General features: G+C 60.3%; 26 protein-coding genes. 9 read left to right on the top strand and 17 right to left on the bottom strand.

Annotation, left to right across the window (positions count from 1 at the left end; all coding sequences use genetic code 11):
• Positions 1-7: 7 nt before the first annotated feature.
• Positions 8-1,402, bottom strand: coding sequence for a leucyl aminopeptidase family protein (locus tag ASF70_RS07225; protein WP_062578699.1), 1,395 nt, complete (start codon positions 1,400-1,402; stop codon positions 8-10).
• A 155-nt stretch (positions 1,403-1,557) separates the two neighbouring features.
• On the opposite strand from ASF70_RS07225, the gene ASF70_RS07220 reads away from it, so the two are divergent.
• Positions 1,558-2,409 carry a tetratricopeptide repeat protein gene (locus tag ASF70_RS07220; RefSeq protein ID WP_062578697.1) on the top strand — a complete coding sequence of 284 codons (852 nt, stop codon included), beginning with the start codon at positions 1,558-1,560 and terminating at the stop codon, positions 2,407-2,409.
• A gap of 175 nt (positions 2,410-2,584) precedes the next feature.
• Complete coding sequence (locus ASF70_RS07215; protein WP_156461795.1) at positions 2,585-3,124, top strand: hypothetical protein; 540 nt, start codon at positions 2,585-2,587, stop codon at positions 3,122-3,124.
• A 5-nt stretch (positions 3,125-3,129) separates the two neighbouring features.
• Here ASF70_RS07215 and ASF70_RS07210 read toward each other — a convergent pair whose 3' ends face one another.
• From ASF70_RS07210 to ASF70_RS07170, 9 genes are all read right to left on the bottom strand, one after another.
• On the bottom strand, positions 3,130-4,068 hold the full coding sequence (locus ASF70_RS07210) for a type II secretion system F family protein (RefSeq protein WP_062580105.1): 939 nt from the start codon (positions 4,066-4,068) through the stop codon (positions 3,130-3,132).
• Between the two features lie 48 nt (positions 4,069-4,116).
• Complete coding sequence (locus ASF70_RS07205; protein WP_062578693.1) at positions 4,117-5,130, bottom strand: type II secretion system F family protein; 1,014 nt, start codon at positions 5,128-5,130, stop codon at positions 4,117-4,119.
• Between the two features lie 35 nt (positions 5,131-5,165).
• Positions 5,166-6,662 (bottom strand): CpaF family protein, encoded by a 1,497-nt coding sequence (locus tag ASF70_RS07200; RefSeq protein WP_062578692.1) that lies wholly within the window; start codon positions 6,660-6,662, stop codon positions 5,166-5,168.
• Between the two features lie 27 nt (positions 6,663-6,689).
• Positions 6,690-7,979, bottom strand: a complete 1,290-nt coding sequence (locus ASF70_RS07195; RefSeq protein WP_062578690.1) for a CtpF protein — start codon at positions 7,977-7,979, stop codon at positions 6,690-6,692.
• A 25-nt stretch (positions 7,980-8,004) separates the two neighbouring features.
• Positions 8,005-8,721: a CpaD family pilus assembly protein gene (locus ASF70_RS07190; RefSeq protein ID WP_062578688.1), complete on the bottom strand. Its 717-nt coding sequence runs from the start codon at positions 8,719-8,721 to the stop codon at positions 8,005-8,007.
• Positions 8,722-8,734: 13 nt separating this feature from the next.
• Positions 8,735-10,297, bottom strand: coding sequence for a type II and III secretion system protein family protein (locus ASF70_RS07185; RefSeq protein WP_062454121.1), 1,563 nt, complete (start codon positions 10,295-10,297; stop codon positions 8,735-8,737).
• 13 nt (positions 10,298-10,310) lie between these two features.
• On the bottom strand, positions 10,311-11,117 hold the full coding sequence (gene cpaB / locus ASF70_RS07180) for a Flp pilus assembly protein CpaB (protein WP_062454122.1): 807 nt from the start codon (positions 11,115-11,117) through the stop codon (positions 10,311-10,313).
• A gap of 119 nt (positions 11,118-11,236) precedes the next feature.
• Positions 11,237-11,755, bottom strand: coding sequence for a prepilin peptidase (locus tag ASF70_RS07175; protein WP_062454123.1), 519 nt, complete (start codon positions 11,753-11,755; stop codon positions 11,237-11,239).
• A gap of 102 nt (positions 11,756-11,857) precedes the next feature.
• A complete protein-coding gene (locus ASF70_RS07170) occupies positions 11,858-12,028 on the bottom strand; it encodes a Flp family type IVb pilin (protein WP_062454124.1) in 171 nt (56 codons plus the stop codon).
• A 415-nt stretch (positions 12,029-12,443) separates the two neighbouring features.
• Here ASF70_RS07170 and ASF70_RS07165 point away from each other — a divergent pair, with 415 nt between their 5' ends.
• The 7 genes from ASF70_RS07165 to ASF70_RS07135 all read left to right on the top strand — a co-directional run bounded on the left by ASF70_RS07165 (position 12,444) and on the right by ASF70_RS07135 (position 17,888).
• Positions 12,444-12,842 (top strand): pilus assembly protein N-terminal domain-containing protein, encoded by a 399-nt coding sequence (locus ASF70_RS07165; protein WP_092664131.1) that lies wholly within the window; start codon positions 12,444-12,446, stop codon positions 12,840-12,842.
• A gap of 157 nt (positions 12,843-12,999) precedes the next feature.
• Positions 13,000-13,653, top strand: a complete 654-nt coding sequence (locus ASF70_RS07160) for a TadE/TadG family type IV pilus assembly protein (protein WP_062578685.1) — start codon at positions 13,000-13,002, stop codon at positions 13,651-13,653.
• The gene (locus tag ASF70_RS07155; protein ID WP_062578683.1) at positions 13,653-14,243 is read left to right on the top strand and encodes a TadE/TadG family type IV pilus assembly protein; all 591 of its coding nucleotides are present in this window, start codon (positions 13,653-13,655) and stop codon (positions 14,241-14,243) included. Before ASF70_RS07160 ends, ASF70_RS07155 begins: the two co-directional genes overlap by 1 nt.
• 114 nt (positions 14,244-14,357) lie before the next feature.
• A complete protein-coding gene (locus ASF70_RS07150) occupies positions 14,358-15,578 on the top strand; it encodes a phosphopentomutase (RefSeq protein WP_062578682.1) in 1,221 nt (406 codons plus the stop codon).
• Positions 15,575-16,561, top strand: coding sequence for an adenosine deaminase (locus tag ASF70_RS07145; protein WP_062580104.1), 987 nt, complete (start codon positions 15,575-15,577; stop codon positions 16,559-16,561). Before ASF70_RS07150 ends, ASF70_RS07145 begins: the two co-directional genes overlap by 4 nt.
• Positions 16,562-16,620: 59 nt before the next feature.
• Complete coding sequence (gene upp, locus ASF70_RS07140) at positions 16,621-17,250, top strand: uracil phosphoribosyltransferase (RefSeq protein ID WP_062454129.1); 630 nt, start codon at positions 16,621-16,623, stop codon at positions 17,248-17,250.
• 113 nt (positions 17,251-17,363) lie between these two features.
• Complete coding sequence (locus ASF70_RS07135) at positions 17,364-17,888, top strand: TIGR02281 family clan AA aspartic protease (protein ID WP_062578680.1); 525 nt, start codon at positions 17,364-17,366, stop codon at positions 17,886-17,888.
• Positions 17,889-17,891: 3 nt separating this feature from the next.
• On the opposite strand, the gene deoA is transcribed toward ASF70_RS07135, so the two are convergent.
• The 7 genes from deoA to ASF70_RS07100 all read right to left on the bottom strand — a co-directional run bounded on the left by deoA (position 17,892) and on the right by ASF70_RS07100 (position 24,977).
• Entirely contained in the window at positions 17,892-19,202 is a 1,311-nt protein-coding gene (gene deoA, locus ASF70_RS07130; protein ID WP_062578678.1) for a thymidine phosphorylase, read from the bottom strand.
• A 5-nt stretch (positions 19,203-19,207) separates the two neighbouring features.
• On the bottom strand, positions 19,208-19,978 hold the full coding sequence (gene deoC / locus ASF70_RS07125; protein WP_062454132.1) for a deoxyribose-phosphate aldolase: 771 nt from the start codon (positions 19,976-19,978) through the stop codon (positions 19,208-19,210).
• Positions 19,979-20,090: 112 nt separating this feature from the next.
• Positions 20,091-20,879 carry a purine-nucleoside phosphorylase gene (locus ASF70_RS07120; RefSeq protein ID WP_062578677.1) on the bottom strand — a complete coding sequence of 263 codons (789 nt, stop codon included), beginning with the start codon at positions 20,877-20,879 and terminating at the stop codon, positions 20,091-20,093.
• Complete coding sequence (locus ASF70_RS07115) at positions 20,876-21,280, bottom strand: cytidine deaminase (RefSeq protein WP_062454134.1); 405 nt, start codon at positions 21,278-21,280, stop codon at positions 20,876-20,878. The genes ASF70_RS07120 and ASF70_RS07115 overlap by 4 nt, the downstream gene beginning before the upstream one ends.
• Before the next feature lie 5 nt (positions 21,281-21,285).
• Positions 21,286-22,257 carry an ABC transporter permease gene (locus ASF70_RS07110; protein ID WP_062578674.1) on the bottom strand — a complete coding sequence of 324 codons (972 nt, stop codon included), beginning with the start codon at positions 22,255-22,257 and terminating at the stop codon, positions 21,286-21,288.
• Positions 22,258-22,261: 4 nt separating this feature from the next.
• Entirely contained in the window at positions 22,262-23,380 is a 1,119-nt protein-coding gene (locus ASF70_RS07105) for an ABC transporter permease (RefSeq protein WP_062578673.1), read from the bottom strand.
• A gap of 76 nt (positions 23,381-23,456) precedes the next feature.
• A complete protein-coding gene (locus tag ASF70_RS07100) occupies positions 23,457-24,977 on the bottom strand; it encodes an ABC transporter ATP-binding protein (protein WP_062578671.1) in 1,521 nt (506 codons plus the stop codon).
• Positions 24,978-25,038: the final 61 nt, after the last annotated feature.

Below are 25,038 nucleotides of genomic sequence, written 5' to 3'. Positions count from 1 at the left end.
CGCGATCTTACCTCGCCGCCATATCCTTGATGACCTTGTAGAGCGCCCGGATCGCGAATGCTTCGCCGCCGACGGAAGCATGCGGCTTGTCCGCTGCAACCCAGGCATAGATATCAAAATGCACCCAGCTCTTTGCGGCCGTGACGAAGCGTTTGAGAAACAGCGCCGCGGTAATCGCACCGGCCATGCCGCCGGAGGGCGCGTTCGTGATGTCGGCGGCGCGGGACCGGATGTCCTTGTCGTAGCCCATCCACAAAGGCAGTCGCCACATCGGATCCGCCTGCGATCCTGCTGCTGCCGTAAGTCTGGTGGAAAGATCCTCGTCGTCGGTGAAATAGGGGGCGAGTTCGGTGCCGAGCGCGACGCGTGCGGCACCCGTCAGCGTCGCCATGTCGATCAGCAGGTCCGGCGGGGTCTCATCCGCATAGGCAAGCGCATCGGCCAGCACGAGCCGGCCTTCCGCATCGGTATTGTCGATCTGGACCGTGATGCCCTTGCGGCTCTTGTAGATATCACCGGGACGGAAGGCATTGGCCGAGATCGAGTTTTCGACGGCGGGCACAAGAACCTGAAGATCGATCGCGAGGCCTGCGTCCATGATCATCAGCGCAAGACCCATGACATTGGCAGCACCGCCCATGTCCTTCTTCATCAGCGCCATGTTGGCAGCGCCCTTGATGTCGAGACCGCCGGTATCGAAGCACACGCCTTTGCCGACCAGCGTGACCCGCGGGTCGCCCTTTTTGCCCCAGCGCATCTCGAGGAGACGCGGCTGCGAGGCGCTGGCGCGACCGACCGTGTGGATGAGCGGGAAGTTCTGTGTCAGCAGGTCATCACCGACGATCGTCGTGACGGTTGCGCCGTAATGCGCGCCGAGCGCCCGGAAGGCTGCGTCGAGTTCGCCCGGTCCCATCTCGTTGGTGGGTATGTTGACGAGATCGCGGGCCAGGAACACACCGGCGAGTTGGCGTTCTATATCGGACGGATCGGCGGAGGACTCGACGCCGAGGCGGACATCCTTCGGTTTTTCACTCTTGTAGCGGCTGAAACAATAGCTGCCGAGACCAAATCCGAGCGCGAACTGCTCGGGCGAGACGCCCTCGCCTTCCAGATGCCAATCACCTGGCGGAAGCAGCTTTGACAGCTTTCCCGCGACGAACGGTTGCTCCGACGCGTTCTTGCCCAGTCCGAACAGCGCGCCGGCGACGCCGCCGTTCTTGCCCGGCAGCAAGGTGAATGCGCCGGCTTCGGCCTTGAAGCCTGCAGCCTTCGCCCAGTCGGTGACCGCCGCGTCGAGACGACCGTTCTCCAGATCCGCGGGCGTGACGGCGTGGACGGGCCGGGTCGTAGCGCCCTTCTGGCTGAACAATGCTGGACGGACCGTATGCTGGTATGGGGTCATGGCAACCTTCGCAAGGATCTGGAAACGTTCATTTTAACGGATCGTTAGGGTTAACAGTTTATTCCTGACTTTGAAATGTGTTCGCAAAGCGCCGACCACAATCGGCCGCTGGACCGGACGAGGACTGAACGCCGCCCCCAACGAGATCGCCATCGATGACCGCATCTGTCGCCACTCCGTTTCGCACGTCCCGGCTGGTCGCCCTTGCGCCGCTTGCGCAGGCGACCGCGATCGTTCTTCTGGCACTGTCGGTGACCGGGTGTACCACGAGCAAGCGCGACACGCTGACAACGGGCTCCATTCCCCAGACGATTTCAACGGCCCCGCTCGACGGCATGAATGCCAGCCAGCTTGCCGAGGCGGAACGCTCCATCGGCGCGGCCTATGTGAAGAACCCGAACAACAAGGATATCGGCCTGCGCTACGCCAACGTTCTCGGCATGACCGGCAAGAACACCCAGGCGCTGGCCGTGATGCAGCAGGTGGCGATTTCGCACCCCGCTGACCGCGATGTGCTTTCCGCCTACGGCAAGGCACAGGCAGGCGCCGGCCAGCTCGAGCAGGCACTCACCACGATCAACCGCGCGCAGACGCCGGACCATCCCGACTGGCGCCTCTATTCGGCGGAAGGTGCTGTTCTCGATCAGCTCGGCCGCTCGCAGGAAGCCCGCGCCAAATATCGCCAGGCCCTGAACACACGGCCGAACGAGCCGACGGTCATGTCCAACCTCGGCATGTCCTACGTTCTCTCCGGCGATCTGAAGACTGCCGAAAGCTACATGAAGAACGCCTCGCAGCAGCCGGGTGCCGACAGCCGCGTTCGCCAGAACCTGGCGCTCGTCGTCGGTCTGCAGGGTCGCTTCGCAGAGGCTGAAGGCATTGCCCGCCGCGAACTCTCCCAGCAGCAGGCCGATGCCAACGTGACCTACCTGCGCTCCATGCTCTCCCAGCAGAACTCCTGGCGCAAACTCGCCGACAGCGACAAGGGCACGACGGCGGTCAATTGAGCCGCGAAACCCAAAATAACGCTACAAATCCAATCTGGTATTGCGTGTTCAGAAACGTTTGCAGCCCGAGATGGAAGTCCAATTTAAGATTGTGTCCCGAATTCTTCTCTCGTATTGAAATTCTGTAAGGCGAGCCCGTAAGCTCACAGATTACGACGGAAGATGGGAGGTATTCTTGAACAATGGCGAGCCTGGACCAATCCACGGATCCACGACACTTACACAAACTGATAACCTGAACATGCTGAGGCACACCATCGTTCGCCACAGTGCGATATTTGCTGTCTGTATGTCCTTGCCCGTGCTTGGAATTGGACTGTATTACTACTCAGTCAGCGGCATCGCGCCTATTTCCGAATTCCCGTTGGAAGCAATCCGGCTATCTGTACAGAATGCGTGGAAACCCCTTCTCGTGGGCTTGATCGGTTACCCTGTATTGTTAACGGTTTGCTGCACCGTGAAATGGGCGTTCTTGCCGAAAGCGAACAAGGCCATCGCCTACGCCATTGATGAAAACGGCATGACTGCCAGTGATGCTGCCGGTGCCATGCTCTATATTCCATGGTCGATGGTCAAACGTGCAACAAGGACGCGAGCCCATCTGGTCATGAGGCTCAAGTCTGGCGGGTTGCGGTTTGCATCGTGGAAAGCCTTCAACTCCGAAGATGCCGAAAGACTCTGGCAGCTTGCTCGTGCAAAAACATTGATCAGGTAATTTTCTCAGAACCGGTCTGAGACCTGGATGCCGGCCGGGCCAAGGATGACGGCGATGAGGACGGGCAGGAAGAACAGGATCATCGGGACCGTCAGCTTTGGCGGAAGCGCCGCGGCCTTCTTTTCCGCATCGTTCATGCGCTCGTCACGGCCTTCCTGAGCCAGAACGCGCAGAGCCTGCGCGATGGGCGTACCATAGCGTTCGGCTTGGATCAGCGCCTGCGCCACCGCCTTGACGATATCGAGCTGGGTGCGGATGCCGAGGTTTTCGAGAGCCGTGCGCCGATCCTGAAGGAAGGACAGCTCCGCCGTGGTCAACACCAGTTCTTCCGCCAATTCAGGCGATTGGGTGCCGATCTCCTCGGCCGCCCGGCGCATGGAGGCTTCGATCGAGATCCCTGACTCGACGCAGATCAGCATCAGGTCGAGCGAATCGGGCCAGGCTCTCTTGATCGAATGCTGCCGCTTTTTCATACGGTTGGAAATATAGATGTTGGGAGCGTAGAAGCCCAGATAGCCGAACCCGATGGCCGCCAGCATGCGGATGGCAATCGGTTTGGATTCCAGATTGCCAAGCACGAAGATCCACACCGCGGCTGCTGCGAGGAAGCAGAACGGCAGGATGAAACGCGCCGCCAGGAACAAGTTGAGGGCGTTCTGGGTGCGCAGACCTGCGGCGCGCAGCTTGTTGACCGTATTGGCGTCCACGAGCGCTTCGCGCAGATTGAACCGGTCGACGATGTGACTGGCCGAACGGTTGTTCTGGGTGCGCAGCGATGCTTTCGACAGATCGTTCATTCTTGCGCGCTCGCGGGCGCGGATTGCGTCGCGCTCGGTCGAGACCGCTTTCATGCGCTTGTCGAGCGTTCCCTTTTCCATGAAGGGGATCGCCAGCGTGTAGCAGGTCGCAAACACTGCGACGGCGACCAGAAGCGCAAACAACATGGCCGGATCGGTTAAAGTGGCGGCGAGATCCTTCACGTGCGGTTCTCCTCAGATCTCGAAGTTGATCATGTTGCGCATCACGAAAATTCCGATGCCCATCCAGACTGCGGAGAAGAGCATGATGATATGGCCGCGTGGGTCTGTAAAAAGGATCGATATGTAGTCCGGCGAGGTCAGATAGACGAGCGTCGACACGACGAAGGGCAATGAGCCGATGATCCACGCGGAAGCCTTGGCTTCCATCGACAGCGCCTTCACCTTGGCCTTCATCTTCTTGCGCTCGCGCAGGACGCGCGAAAGATTGCCGATCGCTTCGGAAAGATTGCCGCCAGCCTGGCTCTGGATGGCGATGACGATGGCGAAAAAGTTGACTTCCGAAAGCGGCATCGTCTGCAGCATGCGTGCGCAGGCTTCGGGGATGCTGAGGCCGATCTGCTGGGAGTCCACCACGCGCCGGAACTCGGTCTTGACCGGCTCCTGACCATCCGACGCGATCAGCCGGATGGCATCATTGAGCGGCAGTCCCGACTTGATCGAGCGAACCATGACATCCAGCGAATTGGCGAACTCGTCCAGGAACTTGGCCTGACGGCGTTTGATCAGGAAACCGACGACCCAGCGCGGAAACCCGAGGCTCGCCGCAAACGCGGCACCGGTGGCGCCAAGCAGCGGCAAGCCGGCGATCAACGTCACCAGAAAGACGAAAAGTCCGAACAAGGCGCTGTAGACGTAGAAGCGTGGGACGGTGAGAGACAGACCGGTCTGCGGCAGCCGCGCCTTCAGGCTGCGGTCGCCCATCTTCTTGTTTTTTTCCTGCTGCTGCTTTTCGAGGTCCTTGAGACTGTCCTGGACCGACTTGCGGCGCTTGGAAAGCTCCTGGACCCGATCCCGCGATGCCTTCATGCGGGTCAGGTCGGTTTCCGCACTCTTGACCCGGCTCAACCGCGCATCGGTCTTTTTCTCGACCTCGATGCGGGAAAACAGCAGCGCATAGCAGACCGCACCGGCGGCTACGGCCGCCAGAGCGATGATCAACACAACGGTCATATCCAGTCCGAACATCCGTCGCTCCCCCGAGACCTATCTCTGATCCGCTCTCAAGATTTTACCATTTCCATCGCGTCGAGAGCTGCCGCCAGACGGCGCTCCTCGCCGAAGTAGCGTGCGCGATCCCAGAAATGCGGCTTGGCAATACCGGTCGATGCGTGGCGGCCGATCAGGCGACCATTGGCATCCTCGCCTTCGATTTCGTAGCGCATCAGGTCCTGGGTGACGATCACGTCGCCTTCCATGCCGATCACCTCGGTAATCTGGGTGATGCGGCGGGAACCGTCGCGCAGACGTGCCGCCTGGATGATGATGTCGACCGATCCGGTGATGATCTCGCGAACGGTCTTAGCCGGCAGGGTGAAGCCGCCCATGGCGATCATCGATTCCATACGGCTCAGGCATTCGCGTGGCGTGTTGGAGTGGATCGTTCCCATCGAGCCGTCGTGACCGGTGTTCATTGCCTGCAACAGGTCGAAGACTTCAGGTCCGCGCACTTCGCCGACGATGATGCGTTCCGGGCGCATACGCAGGCAGTTCTTGACGAGGTCGCGCATGGTGATCTCGCCCTCACCTTCGATGTTCGGCGGCCGGGTTTCAAGACGCACGACATGCGGCTGCTGCAATTGCAGTTCGGCCGTATCCTCGCAGGTGATGACGCGCTCGTCCTTGTCGATATAGCTCGTCAGGCAGTTCAAAAGCGTGGTCTTGCCAGAGCCGGTACCGCCGGAAATGACGACATTGCAGCGGACGCGGCCGATGATCTGCAGAACAGTTGCACCTTCAGGCGTAATCGCTCCGAACTTGACCAGCTGATCGAGCGTCAGCTTGTCCTTCTTGAACTTGCGGATGGTGAGCGCAGGGCCATCGAGCGCCAGTGGCGGCGCGATGACGTTGACGCGCGAACCGTCCGGCAGGCGGGCGTCGCAGATCGGCGAACTTTCGTCGACGCGGCGGCCGACCTGGCTGACGATGCGCTGGCAGATCGACAGGAGCTGCGCGTTGTCGCGGAAGCGGATCTCCGACTCGATCGTCTTGCCGCCGACTTCGATAAAGGTCTGGCCAGCGCCGTTGACCATGATATCGGCGATGTCGTCGCGGGCCAGAAGCGGCTCCAGCGGACCATAGCCCAGCACATCGTTGCAGATGTCCTCGAGCAGTTCCTCCTGCTCGGAAATCGACATCGCGAAATTCTTGATCGTGATGATGTCGTTGACGATATCGCGGATTTCCTCGCGCGCGCTCTCGGCATCGAGCTTGGCAAGTTGCGACAGATCGATCGTATCGATAAGTGCTGAGAAAACCTGGCTCTTGGTATCGTAATACTGTTCGGTGCGGGCCTGGCGACGGCGGCCGGCAGCCGGTGGCGCAAGCGGTGGCGGTGCGACGGCTTGCCGTACTCCGCCTGTATCGCGCACGGGCTCGGCCAGAATCTCCGGTGCTGTGGATTTCATGGCCGATTGCGGCGTCATGGCAGGCGGCGCAGAGACGGGCGGCATCAAGCCGACGCTCTTCCCAGAACCTTCGTTTCCGCGCTTTCCAAACATGATTTGATCCAGTCCCTAAACGTCTGACTATTTGCGGCCGAGAATTTGCATGACCTTGCCGAGACCGCCCTTTTTCGCCTTCTTCATGGCCACCCGACCGGTGACGATGTGAGCAATCTGCGAAAAGGTTTCGGCCATCTGAGATTTGGCGTCGATTTCCGAGATCATCCGACCGCTGTTTGCGGCATTGCCGAACAACTGCGCATCGAAAGGCAGGATGGCGATCGGTTCGATTTCAAGCGGCTCGACGAAATCGGCAGGCGCAATCTCCGGGCGCTTCGGCATGCCGACCTGGTTGAGGATGAGATGCGGAGCGCGGTCGTTGGGACGCAGCTTCTTCAGCGCATCGATCATGTTCTTGGTGTTGCGCAGGTTGGCAAGGTCGGGAGCCGCACAGATGACCACCTCGTCCACCGACGCGAGAACCGAACGGGTCCATTCCGACCAGCCATGCGGGATATCGAGAACAGCCACGGGCGCCGAGCGCTGCAGGACCTCGATGATCGGCTGGAAAGCCATGCTGTCGAAATCATAGGCCCGGTCGAGCAGCGAGGGGGCGGCCAGAAGCGAGAGGTGTTCGGAGCATTTGGTCAGCAGGCGATCGAGAAAAACTTCGTCGAGGCGCTCGGGTGCAAACACCGCTTCGGCAATACCCTGGGCCGGATCCTGATCGAAATCGATATTGGCGGTCCCGAACGGCAGGTCGAGATCGGCAAGAATGGTTTCGGTGGAGAACAGGCTGGAAATGCCGAATGCGCAGTTATGCGCAATGGTCGATGCACCGACGCCACCCTTGGCGCCGACAAAGGCGATCGAACGGCCCAGAGGTTCGGCTTCCGGATCGACGAAAATGGCCGAAATCGATGCCAGCATGTCCGCCATCTCGACAGGACCGACAAGATATTCCGATATGCCGTTGCGGATCAGTTCGCGATAAAGCGGGATATCGTTATAGCGCCCGATGACGATCACGCGGGTCGACGGGTCGCAGACTTCCGCAAGCGGTGTCAGCTCGTGCAGCAGGTTTCTTGGCTCCGCATCGGTCTCGAGAATGACCAGATTCGGGGTTGGTGACGACGCAAACATGTTGGCGGCTGCAGCAACGCTGCCGCTTGTGACACGCAGATTGACCTTTGCCATGCGCCGGTCGCGGCCCATGCGGTCCATCATCCGCTGCATGGTGTCGCTTTCGCAAAAGGCGTGGATGGAAATGCGTGGAAGAGGCCGCAGGGCCTCCATGTCGCCATTCCGCTCCGGCTCGGCGCCCGAGATCTCCTCCTGGCCGGAACCGCGAATTTCGTAGTTGATCGCGCTCATGGTTCTCTCCGGTTCAAGGCCGCCGTCAGTTGCCGTTGATGTTGATCGTCGTGCCGCTGCCACTGTCGCTGCTTGTCGTCTCGCCGCGGTAACTGCGGATCACACCGGCGCGCTGCGTGGCATCGATCGGCGTCATTCCGCGTGGAGCAATCAGGTCCGACGGGTTGGCGATCTGGGCGGCCAGATTGTTTTGCGAGGCGCAGCCGAAATTGTACCAGTTGCTGTTGTTGTAGGTATCGTTCGACAGGTCTGCCGGCCATTTGCCGCACTGGCCGGTCATCGCCTTTGTCGTGACGAAGGAAAGCCGGATCGGGGCCGCATCGCCGGTCGGCGAGGCTCCATAGCTCGTCATCAGGATGCGCTGCGGCTTGATGCCGTTGGCGATTAGGGTGCGGCGAACGTCGCCAGCCAGATGCGATGCAGCACCGGCATTGTATGAGCCCTGCGGAACCTGGACCTGGATGACGCCGGCAGGCGAGGATACGAACCGCTGTGCGAAACCCTTCACCGTGTCGCGCAGTCCGATCGTCAGGCGAACGTCGCCCGATCCAATCGGAATATCCAGCGACGATTCACCCTCCGCCAGAACGATCGGATGACGGGTGCGGTAGTCGTCTGGAACCGAGCCGGTCGTCATGTTGTTGCCGCAGGAGGACAAAAGCGCGGCAAGTGCCGCAATGCCAAGGGCAGACCTGATTTGGCGACGCTTTGCAGCGGAGGCCGATGTCGATGTGATGGTCATGATCGATCCCCGCTTACTTGTAGATGAAGCCGACGGAGCCATGATACTGGCTGCCACCGCTTTTGGCCGGCTCATTGCGGCCGTAGATCTTGTTGACGCGGTTCAGGAAGAAGGAAGCCGCGTCGTTCTCAGGATTGAAATTGTCATCCGGACGGGCGATCTCGTTGCGGGCCACGGGCCTCACGAGATAGGGCGTCGCGATGATGACGAGTTCGGTCTCGTTGCGGATGAAGTCCTTGCTGCGGAACAGCGTACCGAAGACCGGAACCTTGGAGATGCCCGGCAGTCCAGACATCGCCTGGCGGACATTGTCCTGCACGAGGCCGGCGATGACGATCGAACCACCGGAGGGAAGCTCGACCGTGGTTGAGGCTTCGCGCTTGCGGATCGACATGTATGTGTTGCCCGGAACGCTCAGGCTTGTGCCGTTGCCCGTCGTTACGGAACCCTCATAGGTCGGCTCCGAAACATTGGTTTCGATATTCAAACTGATACGGCCAGGCGACAGAACGATCGGCTTGAAATTCAGCTCGATGCCATAGTCCACGGTGGTGATGGATCGGTTGACCGTCGTCTTGCGGGTTTCGTCGTCAACGTTGACTTCCTGCTCCGCTGGCAGTCGATACTCGCCGCCAACATAGAATTTAGCCTGCTGACCCGAAATCGCCGTCAGGCTTGGTTCGGCAAGCGTGCGCATGACGCCGGCCTGTTCCATGGCATTCATGGTTGTGGCGAGAGTGGCTGCACCAACGGAGCCAGACAATGCCCCCTGGCTTCCCAGACTGACAGCATTCCCCAGATTCGCAGGATTGAAGAAGGAGAAGCTACCCTTGTTGCCGCTGATCGAGCCGTTGAAACCAAGCTGTTTCAGGACCTGGCGGCTGACTTCCGCAACCGTGACCTTGAGCGTGACCTGGTCTTCGCCCTCGATAGTCAAAAGGTTGACGATCTGCGACTGCTGGCGATTTTCGGCGAAGATATCCGCATCACCGTTATTGCCCTGTGCGGTGATGTTACGGGTGGTTGCTTCACCGCCCTTGAGGAAGGCGCGCGCGAGCTTTTCCGCCTGCGACGAATCCTGCGGCGTGCGCACCGTGCCCGACAGCACGATGTTGTCGGAGATGATCTCGACCTTGATATCGGATTCCGGCAGGAACCGGCGAAGGTTCTGCTGCAGACCAGAGATGTCGCGTTCGATCTCGACGTCGAGGCTGACAATTTCCTCACCGTTCGGGCCGAACACGAAGATATTCGTCTGCCCGACGGTCTTCCCGAACAGGTAGATGCGGCGCGAGGTTCGCGTGACCGCATCGGCAAGCGAAGGATCTGCGACCAGGATGTCGTGCGCATCGGCCGGGAGATCGACAACCAGCGCCTTGTTCAAACCGAGTTGGACTCGGCGTTTCACGCCAGGGCCGCCTTCGGTGATGCGGATAAGGTTGGCATCGGAAGCGGCCACTGCATCGCGGACCGACAGACCGACCGGCGCGTATCCGCCTGGAAAACCCGATACCGACAGGCAGAGGGCTATCCCGGCGACCGAGGACCTACGAATTCTGGCTCTTAGCTTGCTCATGTGCCCGCCCCGTTCACTTCGTCTGCTGTGAGGCAGAACTTTTGACGATCGCCCCTGATTTGATGACCTGGACCTCTGCCTTGCCGCCGCCATGCAGCAGATAATCTGCTGCAACCGTATCGGCTTCCTGGGCATCCGCGACCGAACGGAGAGCAAGCGTCAGGCGCTCTGCCATCTGCTGCGCCACCGTGATGATCTTTGCCTGATCGGGGGTCAGTTCCAGCGTGGCGGTCGTTCCGACCACCGACTTGCTGCCATCCGGCGCCTCCTGGATCTGCTGGTCGATCGCGAGCACCCGGACGTTGTTGAGGACGTTTTCGGTGATGAAATTGCCGCTGTCCTTGTTCTCGCGCACCATGATCACGTCGACGCGGTCATTGGGGAGCACGAAGCCGCCGGCACCGGTGGCGACGGAAATCTCGGTCGCGACAGCGCGCTTTCCGGACGGAAGCAGCGAGGACATGATGCGGCTGGAGGAGTCTGCAATCTTCTCGGCGCGGATTGGCTCGCCCTTGAAGATCGGCAGGCGAACGACAGAGCCGGCGACATCGGCGATGGCATCCGGCCGGGCGTCGCTCGTGATAAAGCCTTCGACGACGCTGCCGTTCGGCCACTCTACCCACTGGACCGACTTGTCATTGAGCCGGCTGCCGACGGGAATGTTCTCAGCCGAAACGAGAACTTTCGTCGTCGGCTCCCGCTGGATGACCGTCTCGACGAGGTCCGGGCCCTTCTGACCAGTAAGGCGCATCGCCAGCAGGCCGGCAAGACCTGCCGCTACAACTGCGACTGCGAGAATCATAAGACGAGCGGGCTTCATGAGCTTCCTCGGAGGAATACAAATCAATCCTCGAGAGCATGCGCCGGAATGGTGTAATTATGGTTAATAGGAAGCTTACGATTTGGGTTAACGCAATGTTACCCTGCCGTGCGCGTCGATTAGCTTGCGGCGAGAAGCACAAGATTGACGACAGGCGACTGCTGGAAGGTCAAGTAGCCGCCGATCGCGATCGCGATACCATAGGGAATCTTGCTTTCTGTCACCAGCGAAGCCGGCAGGCGGATCCCCATTGCCATTGCTGTATTGGCGTTTGCTCTCAACAGCAGGAAGATGAGTGTAATAAATCCGCCGACGAAGGCGACGGTCACCAGAAACGAAATCAGGGCGGGCGTAAATCCGAACCAGATTGCCGTTGCCGTCAGAAGCTTGGCATCGCCGCCGCCCATCACGTTCATCGCAAACAGCATGAAGCACACAGCAAACACGGCGGAAGCTGCGGCAATACTCATCCCATAGTCCGCCCATCCAAGACCGACCAGCGGTGCGAAGACGAGAAACGAAACTAGAATAGCGGCAGACAGCTTGTTCGGGATCTTCATGGTGAAAAGATCGCTGATGGCAGCGAGCGCAAGACAGAATGGAACGATCAAGGTTACAATGACAACCATTTCAAGCATCCTTTTGGCGCCGCGTCCCTCGATCTTATGTATCAAGGCCTAAAGCTGTAAAACCGCCCCTGGTGGGGCGGTCTACACATAGACATCACGGTTCTTAAGAACTTACTGCTGGTTCAGCTTGGTAGCGAGGTTCTTGAACTGGTTGTTCAGAGCGCCGCCGAGCGTGGTCGCACCGGCGATCAGGGCCACGGAAATGAGAGCTGCGATGAGGCCATACTCGATGGCGGTCGCACCAGACTCATCCTTCATAAAACGAGCAAAAATCTTGGACATGGAATCTCCTATTCCCACCTACGGTTCAGCACTTACCGACAACTGTTTTCCGCTGTTCGGATAACCCAAACTAACCCTAGACGATTGCTATCGACTTAACGAAGAACCTTTCCAAAGTGTTAACTCCGCTGATACGGCACATTGGGTAAACAACCCACCAACAGCATCATTCAAATCGAAAACTGCGTCCCCGAACATTATATTTACCTAATAAAATATCATAAACATGCGGATATGGGATATTTGCAGCCGCATTTTTGCACGGAAATGCCGCTCTTGCTCCTGTCATCATTGGTTAACGTTTCGGAAAGCTCAGCCTCGAGATGTTTACTTAAGGCTTCATTCACCATTCCACGCCATCTTTGAGACACGACTGTTCATCGATTCAAAGGCCACCACGATGGTTGTGCGCAAAATGCTCGTTGCCTTCGCATGCCTTTGCGGCATTGCCACAAGCCTCAGCGGCCCGGCATTGGCGCAGGAAGACGGCCTTGTGCGCGTGTTCATGAATCACGCGCGGGTACTGAAACTGGATAGGCCAGTGGCCAAGGTGATTGTTGGCAACGCGGAAGTCGCCGACGCGACCGTGGCCGACCCGACAACCATCGTCCTGACGGGCCGTGCGTTTGGAACGACCAATCTCGTCCTGCTCGATGAGGACGGCAATGCGATTGCCGACGAACGTATTCTCGTCTCTATTGACGAAGGCAATACGGTTCGCGTGTACCGTCAGACCGAGCGCTCTGTTCTCTCCTGCACGCCCAACTGCGAGCAGCATGTGGAATTCAAGAATACGGCTGGTGCAACGCCCTGACGGCCTTGATCTGACACGACGCCAGACAGAAAATTGCCCAGCTGCGTCGCCCGACCTGCTCTACGTGGACACAGGTGCCTAAACTCTAATCCCATTCGGCAACGGAATATCAATATTCCCCTCCTAGTATTGCGGCTCGAATGGACCGGGGGCGGCAATGCATCAGAACGATAGGCACACTGACGGCGCTGGCGCGTCGCGCGTGCCGGCGACGCACTCTCGGCGTCCGTGGCGCCGGTTCAGCCGGTCCACGGATGGTGCCGCGGCGATCGAATTTGCGCTCCTGGCCATCCCCTATTTCGTGATCGTCTTTGCCATCATCGAAACCTTTGTTGCCTTCGCCGGCGAGCAACTGGTTGCCAATGCCGTCGACACGATGGCCCGCAAGATCAGAACAGGCAACATCACCTACGCTCTCGGCCGTCCCGGCACCGATATGGACCGGACGAAATTCCGGACCGCGTTCTGCGGCGAGATTGCGATCCTGATCAAATGCGATGCATCGGAAATCGCGACCCCGAACAAGCTCTGGCTCGACGTTCGCAGCTTTACGACCTTCTCGGCGATCCCGAAGACGGTACCCCGGACGCCCGCAAACACCGCTTTCGGCGAACTGGATACGGCCTCCATCAACTATTATTCGCCGGGCGGGCCAAAGACCGTCAATATGCTGAGGGCCTATTACAAATGGGAGGTCATCACCGATCTGGTGCGTCCCTACATAACCAATGTCCGGCCAACCAACGGGACACGGCCCAACTACTTCCTGATCGTCGAGACGGCTGCATTCCAGAACGAGGACTATCCGTGATGGCGACCCCAACAACCAGGCGGGCTGCACAGACCGGATGGCTCTGCCGCTTCAGGGCATTGATCGTTGACACGAAGGGCGCGGGCGCCGTCGAGTTCGCGTTGATCGTGCCGCTTCTGATCTTTCTCTACATCACGGCATTCGAGCTGACGATTGCGCTCAGTGTCTCCAAGCGAACCGCGAGTTCCGCAAGCACGATTGCCGACATCACGACGCAGCAGGCGAGCGTGACCCCGACGTGGCTTGCCACAATGAAGGATGTGACGGGCAGCATCTTTGCGCCCTACGCGCCGCAGAACCTGAGCCTGAAGATCACCGGCGTGCAGCTGGACGCAAACAGCAATCCGACCGTTGCCTGGTCGTGGGATCAGTCTAACGGCAAGCCGTACCCGGTGGGCAGCACCGTCAACGTTCCGAGCGACATGCGCACAGCCAGCACGTTTCTGGTGCGTACAGAGCTATCGGTTACGCACAAGTTGCTGATGATCATGCCGGGACTGCTTCCGCCTCAGCTCCAGACGATCACGCTCAGCCGCCAGTACTACTACCGTCAACGCGTCGGAACCAGTATCGACTGTAACGGCTGCTGACGCGGTCCTCTGCTTCCCCTTTGCCAACATGATCGCGCGACTATATGTATCGCCATCCGGGCAGGTGATTTGTGTCACTTGTCCGCACAGGCGATTTCAATTTCCGGGTGACAGATGGCACGGGCCTTCCTCTTCGTTCTCGATTCCTTCGGCGTCGGCGGCGGCCAGGATGCGCAGGCGTATAATGACCTTGGCTCCAACACGTTCGGCCATATTGCCGAATTCTGTGCCGCTGGTGCTGCAGACCGCGCCGGCCTGAGGCAGGGGCCGCTCAGCCTTCCGAACATGTCCTCGCTCGGCCTGCTCGAAATCGCAAAGCTTGCCAGCGGCGACTACCCGATCGGCATGCAGCGGCCCGAACGCGTCTTCGGCCTTCACGGCGCGGCAAACGAACTGTCGCTTGGCAAGGACACGCCGTCGGGACATTGGGAAATCGCCGGCACGCCGGTCACCTTCGACTGGGGTTATTTCCCGACCGAAGGCGATGCGTTTTCGCCCGAACTCGTCGAGGCGATCTGCCGCGAAGCCGGGATTCCCGGCGTTCTCGGCAACTGCCATGCCTCGGGCACAGACATTATCGCAAAACTCGGAGAAGAGCATGTCCGGACGGGCAAGCCGATCTGCTATACGTCCAGCGACAGCGTCTTCCAGATCGCCGCTCACGAGACCCATTTCGGGCTGGAGCGGTTGTTGAAGCTGTGCGAGACCGTGCGGACGCTGCTCGATCCCTTGAATATCGGAAGGGTGATTGCCCGACCATTCACTGGCGAGACGCCGGAGACGTTCGAGCGAACCGGCAACCGGCGCGACTATTCAGTGCTGCCGCCGGAGCCGACATTGCTCGACCGGCTGGTTTCGGCGGGCCGAACCGTCCACGCCGTCGGCAAGATCGGTGATATCTTCGCGCACCAGGGCATCAGCCGCGTGATCAAGGCAAACGGCAACCACGCCCTGATGGATGCGACGCTCGACACGATGGCGCAAGCCGAGCAAGGCGATCTCGTCTTCACCAACTTCGTTGATTTCGACATGCTCTACGGGCATCGTCGCGACGTCGCGGGCTATGCGGCCGCGCTCGAAGAGTTCGACCGGTCTCTTCCGGAAGTGCATCGCCGCCTCCAGCCGGGCGATATGGTGATCATCACCGCCGACCACGGCTGCGATCCGACCTGGCGCGGCACCGACCACACACGCGAGCGGGTGCCGATCATGGCGTTCGGTCCCGGCATTCGCTCCCGCTCGATCGGGCTCAGGCCGACTTTCGCCGATATCGGTGAGACAGTCGCTGCCCATCTCGGCATTCCTGCCGGAAGACACGGATGGAGTTTTCTGTGACGAAGAACTTTGTGAAGGCCGAGATCCACTGCCACATCGAAGGTGCCACGCCCCCGCATCTGGCACGGACGCAAGCCCAGAAATACGGCGTGGACATCGCCCCTCTCCTCTCCGGTGACACCTATACCTGGAAGGATTTTTCCGAGTTCATCCTGAGCTACGACGCCATCGCCTCGCTGTTCCGAACGGAAGCCGACTATGCGCTGCTGACGGAGACCTATCTCTGCGAGCTTGCCGCCTGCAACACGATCTACAGCGAGATCATCGTATCGCCTGATCATGGCGACCGCATCGGGCTCGGTGCCGACGCCTATCTCGCCGGTCTCTGCGATGGTATTCACGCCGCGAAGGAAAAGACCGGGATCGAGACACGCATCATCGTGACCGGCGAGCGGCATTTCGGCCCTGACAGCGTGATTGCCGCCGCGGAATATGCCGCCCGATGCCGGAACCCGCTGATCACGGGTTTCAACATGGCCGGCGAGGAGCGTATGGGCCGCGTTGCCGATTATGCGCGTGCATTCGATATTGCTCGCGACGCGGGTCTTGGTCTGACGATCCATGCCGGCGAAGTCTGCGGGGCATTCAGCGTGTCCGACGCGCTCGATCTCGTGCGTCCATCGCGGATAGGCCACGGCGTTCGCGCCATCGAAGATCCCGCTCTGGTCGAGCGGCTGGTCGAGCTCGGAACCGTGCTGGAAGTCTGCCCCGGTTCGAATATCGCGCTGCAGGTCTTTCCGGATTTCGAGAGCCATCCCCTAAAAGCCCTGAAGGCTGCTGGTGTGCGGGTCTGCATCAATTCCGATGACCCGCCGTTCTTCAAGACTTCGCTTGCCCGGGAATACGACATTGCGGCGGAGGTCATGGGTTTTAGCGATGCCGAAATCGATGCCATGACCCGTGTCGCGATCGAGGCGGCTTTTGTGGACGAGGCGACCCGCGGCGCGCTGCTTGCCCGGTTTGACGCTACCGCGGCACAATGACGACTTGCGCGCGCGGTCATTTTCCCGGATGAAGACACGGACAACAGAGAGGTAAAACCATGGACGGCGTGACTGTCATCGATCATCCGCTGGTGCAGCACAAGCTGACCATCATGCGCAAGAAGGAAACCTCGACGGCCGGCTTTCGGCGGCTGTTGCGCGAGATTTCCATGCTTCTCTGCTATGAAGTGACGCGGGATCTCGACCTCACCATGGAGACGATCGAGACGCCGCTGACGCAGATGCAGGCGCCCGTCGTCGAAGGCAAGAAGCTCGTGTTCGTGTCCATCCTGCGTGCCGGCAACGGCCTTCTGGAGGGAATGCTTGAGCTGGTGCCATCGGCGCGTGTCTCGCATATCGGCCTCTACCGGGACCACGATACGCTGCAGCCGGTGGAATACTATTTCAAGGCGCCTGAAAATCTCGATGAGCGATTGCTGATTGTCGTTGATCCGATGCTCGCGACGGGCAATTCGGCGATCGCCGCGATCGAAAAGCTCAAGGAGCGTGGGGCAAAGAACATCCGTTTCCTCTGCCTTCTTGCAGCCCCGGAAGGTCTCAAGAATTTCCAGGACGCGCATCCCGACGTGAAGATCTATACGGCTTCGATCGACAGCCACCTCAATGAAAAGGGCTATATCATGCCCGGCCTTGGCGACGCTGGTGACCGGATGTACGGCACGAAGTAACGCAGTTCAGACTTTGCTTACCTAGATTTCATGCCAATGGCCTGCGAAGCTTTTCGCGGGCCATTTTTTCATTGTCCTTTGCTACCTTCAAGGCGAACTCGCAAAGGATGACCATGCTTCTGCGCACCCTTGTTTTCGCTGGCCTCGCAGCTCTGCTTGCAACGCAAATCCCGGCGGTGATGACGCTTGTTGATCGCGTGCCGGAGCCTGCGAGCGGCACTGCGGAAACGCCGAGCTCTGCGAAGGCCCGACCCGCTTCCGTGTCCCCCGGCCGGCTGCGGCTGTTGGCCGATGGCAGAGGCCATTTCAGCGGCCAGTTCCGGATCAACGGCAAGATGGTGGAAGGGCTGATCGATACCGGCGCATCGGCCGTCACCATCAACGAAAGCACGGCCCGCAAGCTGGGCTTCGGGGTCAACAGTCTCGATTTCCGGTATCAGATGAATACGGCGAACGGCAAGACGGACGGCGCGCGCGTCATCCTCGATCGCATCGAGATCGGCAATGTCCGGGTCAGACAGGTCGATGCCTTCGTGCTGCGCGACGAGGCGCTTTCCGGCACGCTGATCGGCATGACTTTCCTGAAGAAACTGAAGGCCTTCCAAGTCGAAGATGGAAGCCTGACGCTGATCCCTTAGAGATTACTCGACCCGGCCAAGAGTGACCGGCATTAGGACAGGCGCTTCGTCCGACATCGAATAGCAGGCGGTGACGTCGGCTACGGCGCGTGCTGCATCGTCTTGTGTTGCTGCATGGACCATGGCGATCGGATGCCCTTTTGAGACTTTGGTGCCAAGCGGGAGAATGGCATCGATGCCGACGCGATGGTCGATCGCGTCTCCGGCACGGCGCCTGCCGCCGCCAAGCTCCACCACCGCCATGCCGAGTGCGCGCGTTTCGCAGGTGGCGAGAAAGCCATCGGCAGGAGCGAGGACCGGGCGAATGACTGGCGCCTCCGCAAGATAGACATCCGGCCTATCGCAGAAATCTGCCGGACCGCCCAGCGCATGGGCCATACGAGCAAAGCGTTCCAGGGCTGCACCGGATGCCAGTGCCCGTCGCGCAACCTCTTCAGCCTCTGTGATGGTCGCAACGAGATTGCTCAGAACCAGCATTTCCGCGGTTTCGGCGATCACGACGCTTTCCAGTCGCGTCCCTGCTTTCTCTCCCTTGAGGACCGAGAGACAGTTTTTGATCTCCAGCGCATTGCCGGCTGCATCGGCAAGCGGCTGGTTCATATCCGTCAGCAGAGCCACGGTCTTCAGGCCTGCGCCATTGGCGACATCGACCAGCGAGCGGGCCAGAAGCTCAGCTTCGGCCGTGGAGCGCATGAAGGCACCGCTGCCGACCTTGACGTCGAGCACGAGAGTTTCGAGACCGGCTGCAAGCTTTTTCGAGAGGATCGAGGCTGTTATCAGAGAGACGGCCTCGACCGTCGCGGTGACGTCGCGGATCGCGTAGAGCCTGCGATCGGCCGGTGCCAGTTCCTGGGTCTGGCCGACGATGGCGCAACCGATATCCCTGACGACGGCACGCAGGCGCGTTTCATCCGGCATCACGTCGTAACCGGGTATGGCCTCAAGCTTGTCGAGCGTGCCGCCGGTATGGCCAAGGCCGCGACCGGAGATCATCGGAACGGCGAGGCCGCAGACGGCCGCAAGCGGTGCAAGCATCAGCGAGACATTGTCGCCGACGCCACCGGTCGAATGCTTGTCGGCCACCGGGCGCCCGGCATCCGACCATTGCAGCACACGACCGGAATCGCGCATCGCCAGCGTCAGCGCGATCGTTTCGTCCCGCGACATGCCCTTGAAAAAGACGGCCATGGCGAAGGCTGCAACCTGCCCTTCGGAGATCGTCTCATCCGTCATCGCCGCGATGAATGCGGCGATGTCATTCGATGACAGAACCTCGCCATCGCGTTTGCGACGGATGATCTCCTGCGGGATCATGGCGCCTAGTAGCCGGTGGAAGCGCGGGATGCGGGTGCGCCGCTCAACACGCCCAGGATATCGTCGAGAAGACTGGACGCGCCGAAGCGGAATGTCGACGGCATGAGCCAGTTCGGGCCCATGGTCGATTCGGCAAGCCGGAGATAGAGATCCGCATCCGCCACCGTGCTGATGCCACCGGCCGGCTTGAAGCCGATGCGCTTCTTGGAGGCGCGGATGGCCCGCAGCATGCTGTCTGCCGCTTCCAGTGTGGCGTTGACGGACACCTTGCCTGTAGAAGTCTTGATGAAATCGGCACCGGCAGCGATCGCGAGTTCCGAGCCGCGTCCCACGAGCGATGCGTCCTTCAGTTCTCCTGTCTCGAGAATGACCTTGAGGCAGGATTGCGGGCAGGCTGCGCGAACGGCCTCGACCATGTCGGTCACCGCCTGCTCGTCGCCCGCCATCAGCTTGCGATAGGGAATGACCAGATCGATCTCGTCGGCGCCATCTTCCACAGCCTTCCGGGTCTCTTCGACCACGGAGGCGACCGGCAGGTCACCGCCTGGAAAATTCACCACCGTGGCAATACGGACCTTGTGACCGTGCCCCAGGATCCCGCGCGCATGGGCGACGAAACGCGGCCAGATGCAGATTGCGGCCGCGGCCCCATACGGGGTCTGCGCCCGCGCGCACAATGTCTCGATCGCGGCATCGTCGCAGTCGTCGCGCAGGTTCGTAAGGTCAAGTAGCGAGAGCGCAAAGGATGCTGCTTCGCGTGGACTATGCAGTTCCATGATCTGCCTCCCTTAAAGAGCGGACATATTTATCGTTGAAAGGATTATATGCAAGCCGTCGGGACGCGTGCGGTCGCCGGCGGACAGCTATCCAGCTAAATTGAAACGGGAATCAGGCGAGCATTTCCTTGAGAACGGCAGCCAGCCGCTGGCCGCCGACCGGTGCCATATCCTTGGTTTCATCATGGCTGAGTTCGGCGCCTGTCATTCCGGCACCGAAATTCGTAATCACGGACGCGGCTGCGACCTTCATACCAAAATAGCGGGCGAGGATGACTTCCGGCACGGTGGACATGCCGACGGCATCGGCTCCGAGCGTTCGTGCCATGCGAATTTCCGCAGGCGTTTCGAAGCTCGGGCCTGAGAACCACATGTAGACGCCGGAAAACAGCGGAATGCCGGCTCGTATCGCGGCATTGCGCATATCCAGCGTCAGGCCCGCATCATAGGCCGAGGTCATGCCCACGAAGCGCTGGTCGCCGCGTTCGCCGATCAACGGGTTCATGCCGGAATAGTTGATGTGATCGGAGATCTGCATGACCGAACCCGGCGGCATGTCTTCCCGGAGCGAGCCTGCGGAATTGGTGAGGATCATGGTCTGGACACCCAGACCGCGCATCACTTCGATTGGGAAGCGCATCGCCTTGGCATCGCCATGCTCGTAATAATGCGCCCGGCCCGACAGCATGATCACAGGCTCTTCGCCGAGGTACCCGGCAACCAGTTCGCCGGCATGGCCCGTGACGCCGCTGACGGGAAAGCCCTCCAGCATCGTATAGGGAATACGGACCTGATCGCTCACCTGTTCCACCAGAGTTCCGAGGCCGGAGCCCAGCACGATCGCATGGCGCGGAATGAGGCCATCGAGGCGATCGACGAGCAGATCGATGACGTCTCTCATCCGATCGTATCCGTCTCAAAGGCGTAGGGCAGAAGTTCTGCCATCGTCACGGTCTTCTGCACGCCGGCGTCATCGCAGAGATAGATGAGCGTATCGGCGGAGGCGAATTCGGAGATCTTCTGGCGACAGCCGCCGCAGGGCGTGCAGAGCGGAAGCTTTTCGGCAATCACCGCAAGCGACTTCACCTTCTTGCCGCCACCCATGATCATGGCACCGATTGCCGTCGGTTCGGCGCACCAGCCTTGAGGGAAGGACAAGTTCTCGATATTGGCGCCGAGATAGACCTTGCCGTCATCGGCAAGGATGGCGGCACCGACCGGGAACTTGGAATAGGGCGCATGCGCTTTCGACATGGCATCGCGGGCAGCTTCGAACAGGTCGTGTGGCGAAAATTCGGACATCGCGATCAGCGCTCCTTGGTATAGGGGACACCGCCGGCCTTGGGCGGGCGGGCAATGCCGATAAAGCCGGCGAGTAGCACGCAGGTGAGGATATAGGGCAGCGCCTGGAAAATCTGCACCGGCACTTCGCCGATCAGCGGAAGCGACTTGCCCTGCATGAAGTTCGCGAATGCATCGAGGAAGCCGAACAGCAGGCAGGCGAACATGACCGGCACCGGTTTCCACTTGGCGAAGATGAGCGCTGCAAGCGCGATGTAACCCTTGCCGGCCGACATGTTGTTGATGAAGGCCGCCGACTGGGCGATCGCGAGATAGGTACCGGCAAAGCCTGCGAGGAAGCCCGTGACGATCAATGCCCGGTAGCGCAGCCAGCTGACCGAGATGCCGGCCGTATCGACAGCGCCCGGATTTTCGCCGACCGCGCGAAGACGAAGACCAAAGCGCGTGCGGTAGAGGATCCACCAGGACAGCGGTACCATCAGGAAGGCGATGTAGGTGAGGATATTGTGGCCGGAGATCACGTTCGCATAGAGCGGACCGATGATCGGCACTTCACGCATCATGTCTGCGCCGGGAAGCGTGATGCTGGAGAAGCGGCCGGATGCGGGTACCTGTCCCGTGCGTCCGCCCTGGCTGAACCAGGCTTGGCCGAGCACGATGGTGAGGCCCGCCGCGATGAAGTTCAGTGCCACGCCGGAGACGATCTGGTTGCCCCGGTTGGTGATCGAGGCAAAGCCGTGCAGCATGGAGAACATGATGGCGGTGACGATGCCTGCACCAAGTCCCGCCCAGGCATTGCCGGTGTAATAGGCAACGCAGGCCGAGGCGAACGCCGATACCAGCATCTTGCCTTCAAGCCCGATGTCGAAAATACCGGCACGCTCGGAAAACAGGCCAGCGAGTGCAGTAAACAGCAGCGGGATCGACAGGCGGATCGCAGAACCGAGAATGCTGATAAAAACTTCGAAATAATCCATGCGCCTATCTCCCCCCTGCCGGCGATCGGGCAAACTGCTGGTAGGCACGCACGATTGCCGGTCGCAGCATATATTCGAGCGCACCGGCAAACAGGATGACCATGCCCTGGATGACGACGATCATGTCACGCGTGATCGCCGGCATGTCGAACGAAAGCTCGGCACCGCCCTGATAGAGGATGCCGAAGAGCAGTGCCGAAAGGACGATGCCGGCCGGGTGGTTGCGTCCCATCAGCGACACCGCGATGCCGACAAAGCCGGCGCCACCGACGAATTCGATCTGCAGACGGGCAGACGCGCCCATGACGGGATTCAGCGCCATCATGCCAGCAAGGCCGCCGGAAATCAGCATCGTGATCATGACGATCTTCGAATACCCGATTCCGGCATAGCTTGCGGCAGAGGGGCTGATGCCGAGCGTGCGCATTTCATAGCCGAGCTTGGTGCGCCAGATCAGAACCCAAACGAGGAAGCACATGATGAGTGCGATCAGGAACGAGAAGTTGAGCGGTGCAGCGCCGAGCTTGCCGCCGAACATGGCGATCAGCCAGTCGAGCTTGGGCAACTGGCCGCCAGGCAAAAACGTGCGGCTTTCCGGCGCCATCTTGCCGGGCACGATCAGCATGTGCACCAGCACGTAGTTCATCAGCGACGACACGATGAAATTGAACATGATGGTGGTGATGACGATGTGGCTGCCGCGCTTTGCCTGAAGCCAGGCAGGGATGGCGGCGCAGGCGGCACCGAAGAGTGCTGCCCCGATCACCGCAAACGGCATCGTCACGTACCAGGGAACATAGGCATCGAGCGAGAGCGCAACCAGCGCAGCACCGAGACCACCGAGATAGGCCTGGCCTTCCGAGCCGATGTTGAACAGGCCGGAATGGATGGCGACTGCGACCGACAGGCCGGTGAAGATGAAGCTCGTGGTGTAAAACAGGGTGAAGCCAATGCCTTCGCCGCGGCCAAGCGCACCGACCAGAAGCAGCTGCAGCGCTTCGAACGGGTTTTCGCCGATCGCCCACACCACGATGCCGGAAAAGAAGAAGGCGAGCGCGAGGTTGATCAGCGGGATGACGCCGTAATTGATCCAGCCAGGCAGGGGCACGGATGCGGTGCTCATGCGCCCTCTCCCTTCCGGTCGTTTGCAGGGAGAAGCCCAGGCATCGTAAACTCCAAAAATATCATTCCCGGCCGGATCATGCTGCGATCCCGGCCATCATCAGGCCCAGTGTCTGCTCAGCCGCCTCGCCCGACTTTTCACCGACGACCTTGCCGGCAAACATGACAAGGATGCGGTCCGACAGGGAGCGGATCTCGTCGAGTTCGACCGAGACCAGAAGCACGGCCTTGCCGGCATCGCGCGTATCGATGATGCGCTTGTGGATGAACTCGATCGCGCCGATATCGACGCCGCGGGTGGGCTGGCCAATGATCAGCACATCCGGATCGCGCTCGATCTCGCGGGCGACGACGATCTTCTGCTGGTTGCCACCGGAGAAATTGGCGGTCTTCAACCGCGCATTCGGGGGGCGGATGTCGTATTTGACGATCTGTTCCTCGGCCTGCTTGCGGATCGCGTCGAGATCCAGCATCGCACCGCCATAGCGGCGATCGCGATGATAGCCCAAGATGGAGTTCTCATATTCCTCGAATTTGAGGACGAGGCCCATATGATGGCGGTCTTCCGGAATGTGCGCGAGGCCGAGCGCGCGCAACATGGCGGGATCTGAACCGGCAATCGACTGGCCGTTGACGATGATCTCGCCGGAGGACGGCTTGCGGATGCCGGCGATGGCCTCCAGCAGTTCCGACTGGCCGTTTCCAGCGACACCGGCAATGCCGACGATCTCGCCGGCGCGGACTTCGAACGACACGTCGTCGACCATCGTCACGCCGCGGCTATCCTTGACGGTGAGGTTCTTGACCGACAGCAGAACCTTGCCCGGATCGGCCTCGCCCTTTTCGACACGCAGCAAAACACGGCGACCGACCATCAGTTCGGCAAGTTCCTCGACGGTCGTGTCGGCAGTCTTGCGGGTGGCCACGATTTCACCGCGGCGCATGACGGAGACCGTATCGGTGATCGCCATGATCTCACGCAGCTTGTGGGTGATGAGAATGATCGTCTTGCCCTGGTCGCGCAGCACGCGCAGGACCTTGAACAGGTGGTCCGCCTCGGGAGGTGTCAACACGCCGGTCGGCTCGTCGAGAATGAGGATTTCGGCGCCGCGATAGAGGGCCTTCAGGATCTCGACACGCTGCTGGCGACCGACCGGCAATTCCTCGATGACCGCATCGGGATCGACGTCGAGGCCGTAATCGTCCTCCAGACGCTTCAGCTCCTTGCGGGCACTGGCCACGCCCCGGCGCAGCAACTGGCCGCCCTCGGCGCCCAGCATGACGTTTTCGAGCACCGTGAAATTTTCGACCAGCATGAAGTGCTGGTGCACCATGCCGATGCCCGACGAGATCGCGGCCTGGCTGTCGCGGATCGTCACCGGCTTGCCGGAGATGCGAATCTCGCCCTCATCGGCCTGATAGAATCCGTAGAGGATCGACATCAGCGTCGACTTACCGGCGCCGTTTTCGCCGATAATGCCGTGGATCGAGCCTTTGGCAACCGTGAGGTTGATGTTCTTGTTCGCGTGCACAGCGCCAAACTTCTTGTCGATCCCGACAAGTTCGATCGCCGGCTCTTTCGCAGGTTCGAAGCTCAATGATCCGCCCTTCCACTGGATATACAAAAAGGGCGCATGACGACATCGATCGCCATGCGCC

Source organism: Rhizobium sp. Leaf321 (genome assembly GCF_001423215.1).
Lineage (GTDB): Bacteria > Pseudomonadota > Alphaproteobacteria > Rhizobiales > Rhizobiaceae > Neorhizobium > Neorhizobium soli.
The sequence above is the reverse complement of the archived record's forward strand: the minus strand, read 5'-3'. Positions and strand labels throughout refer to the sequence as shown.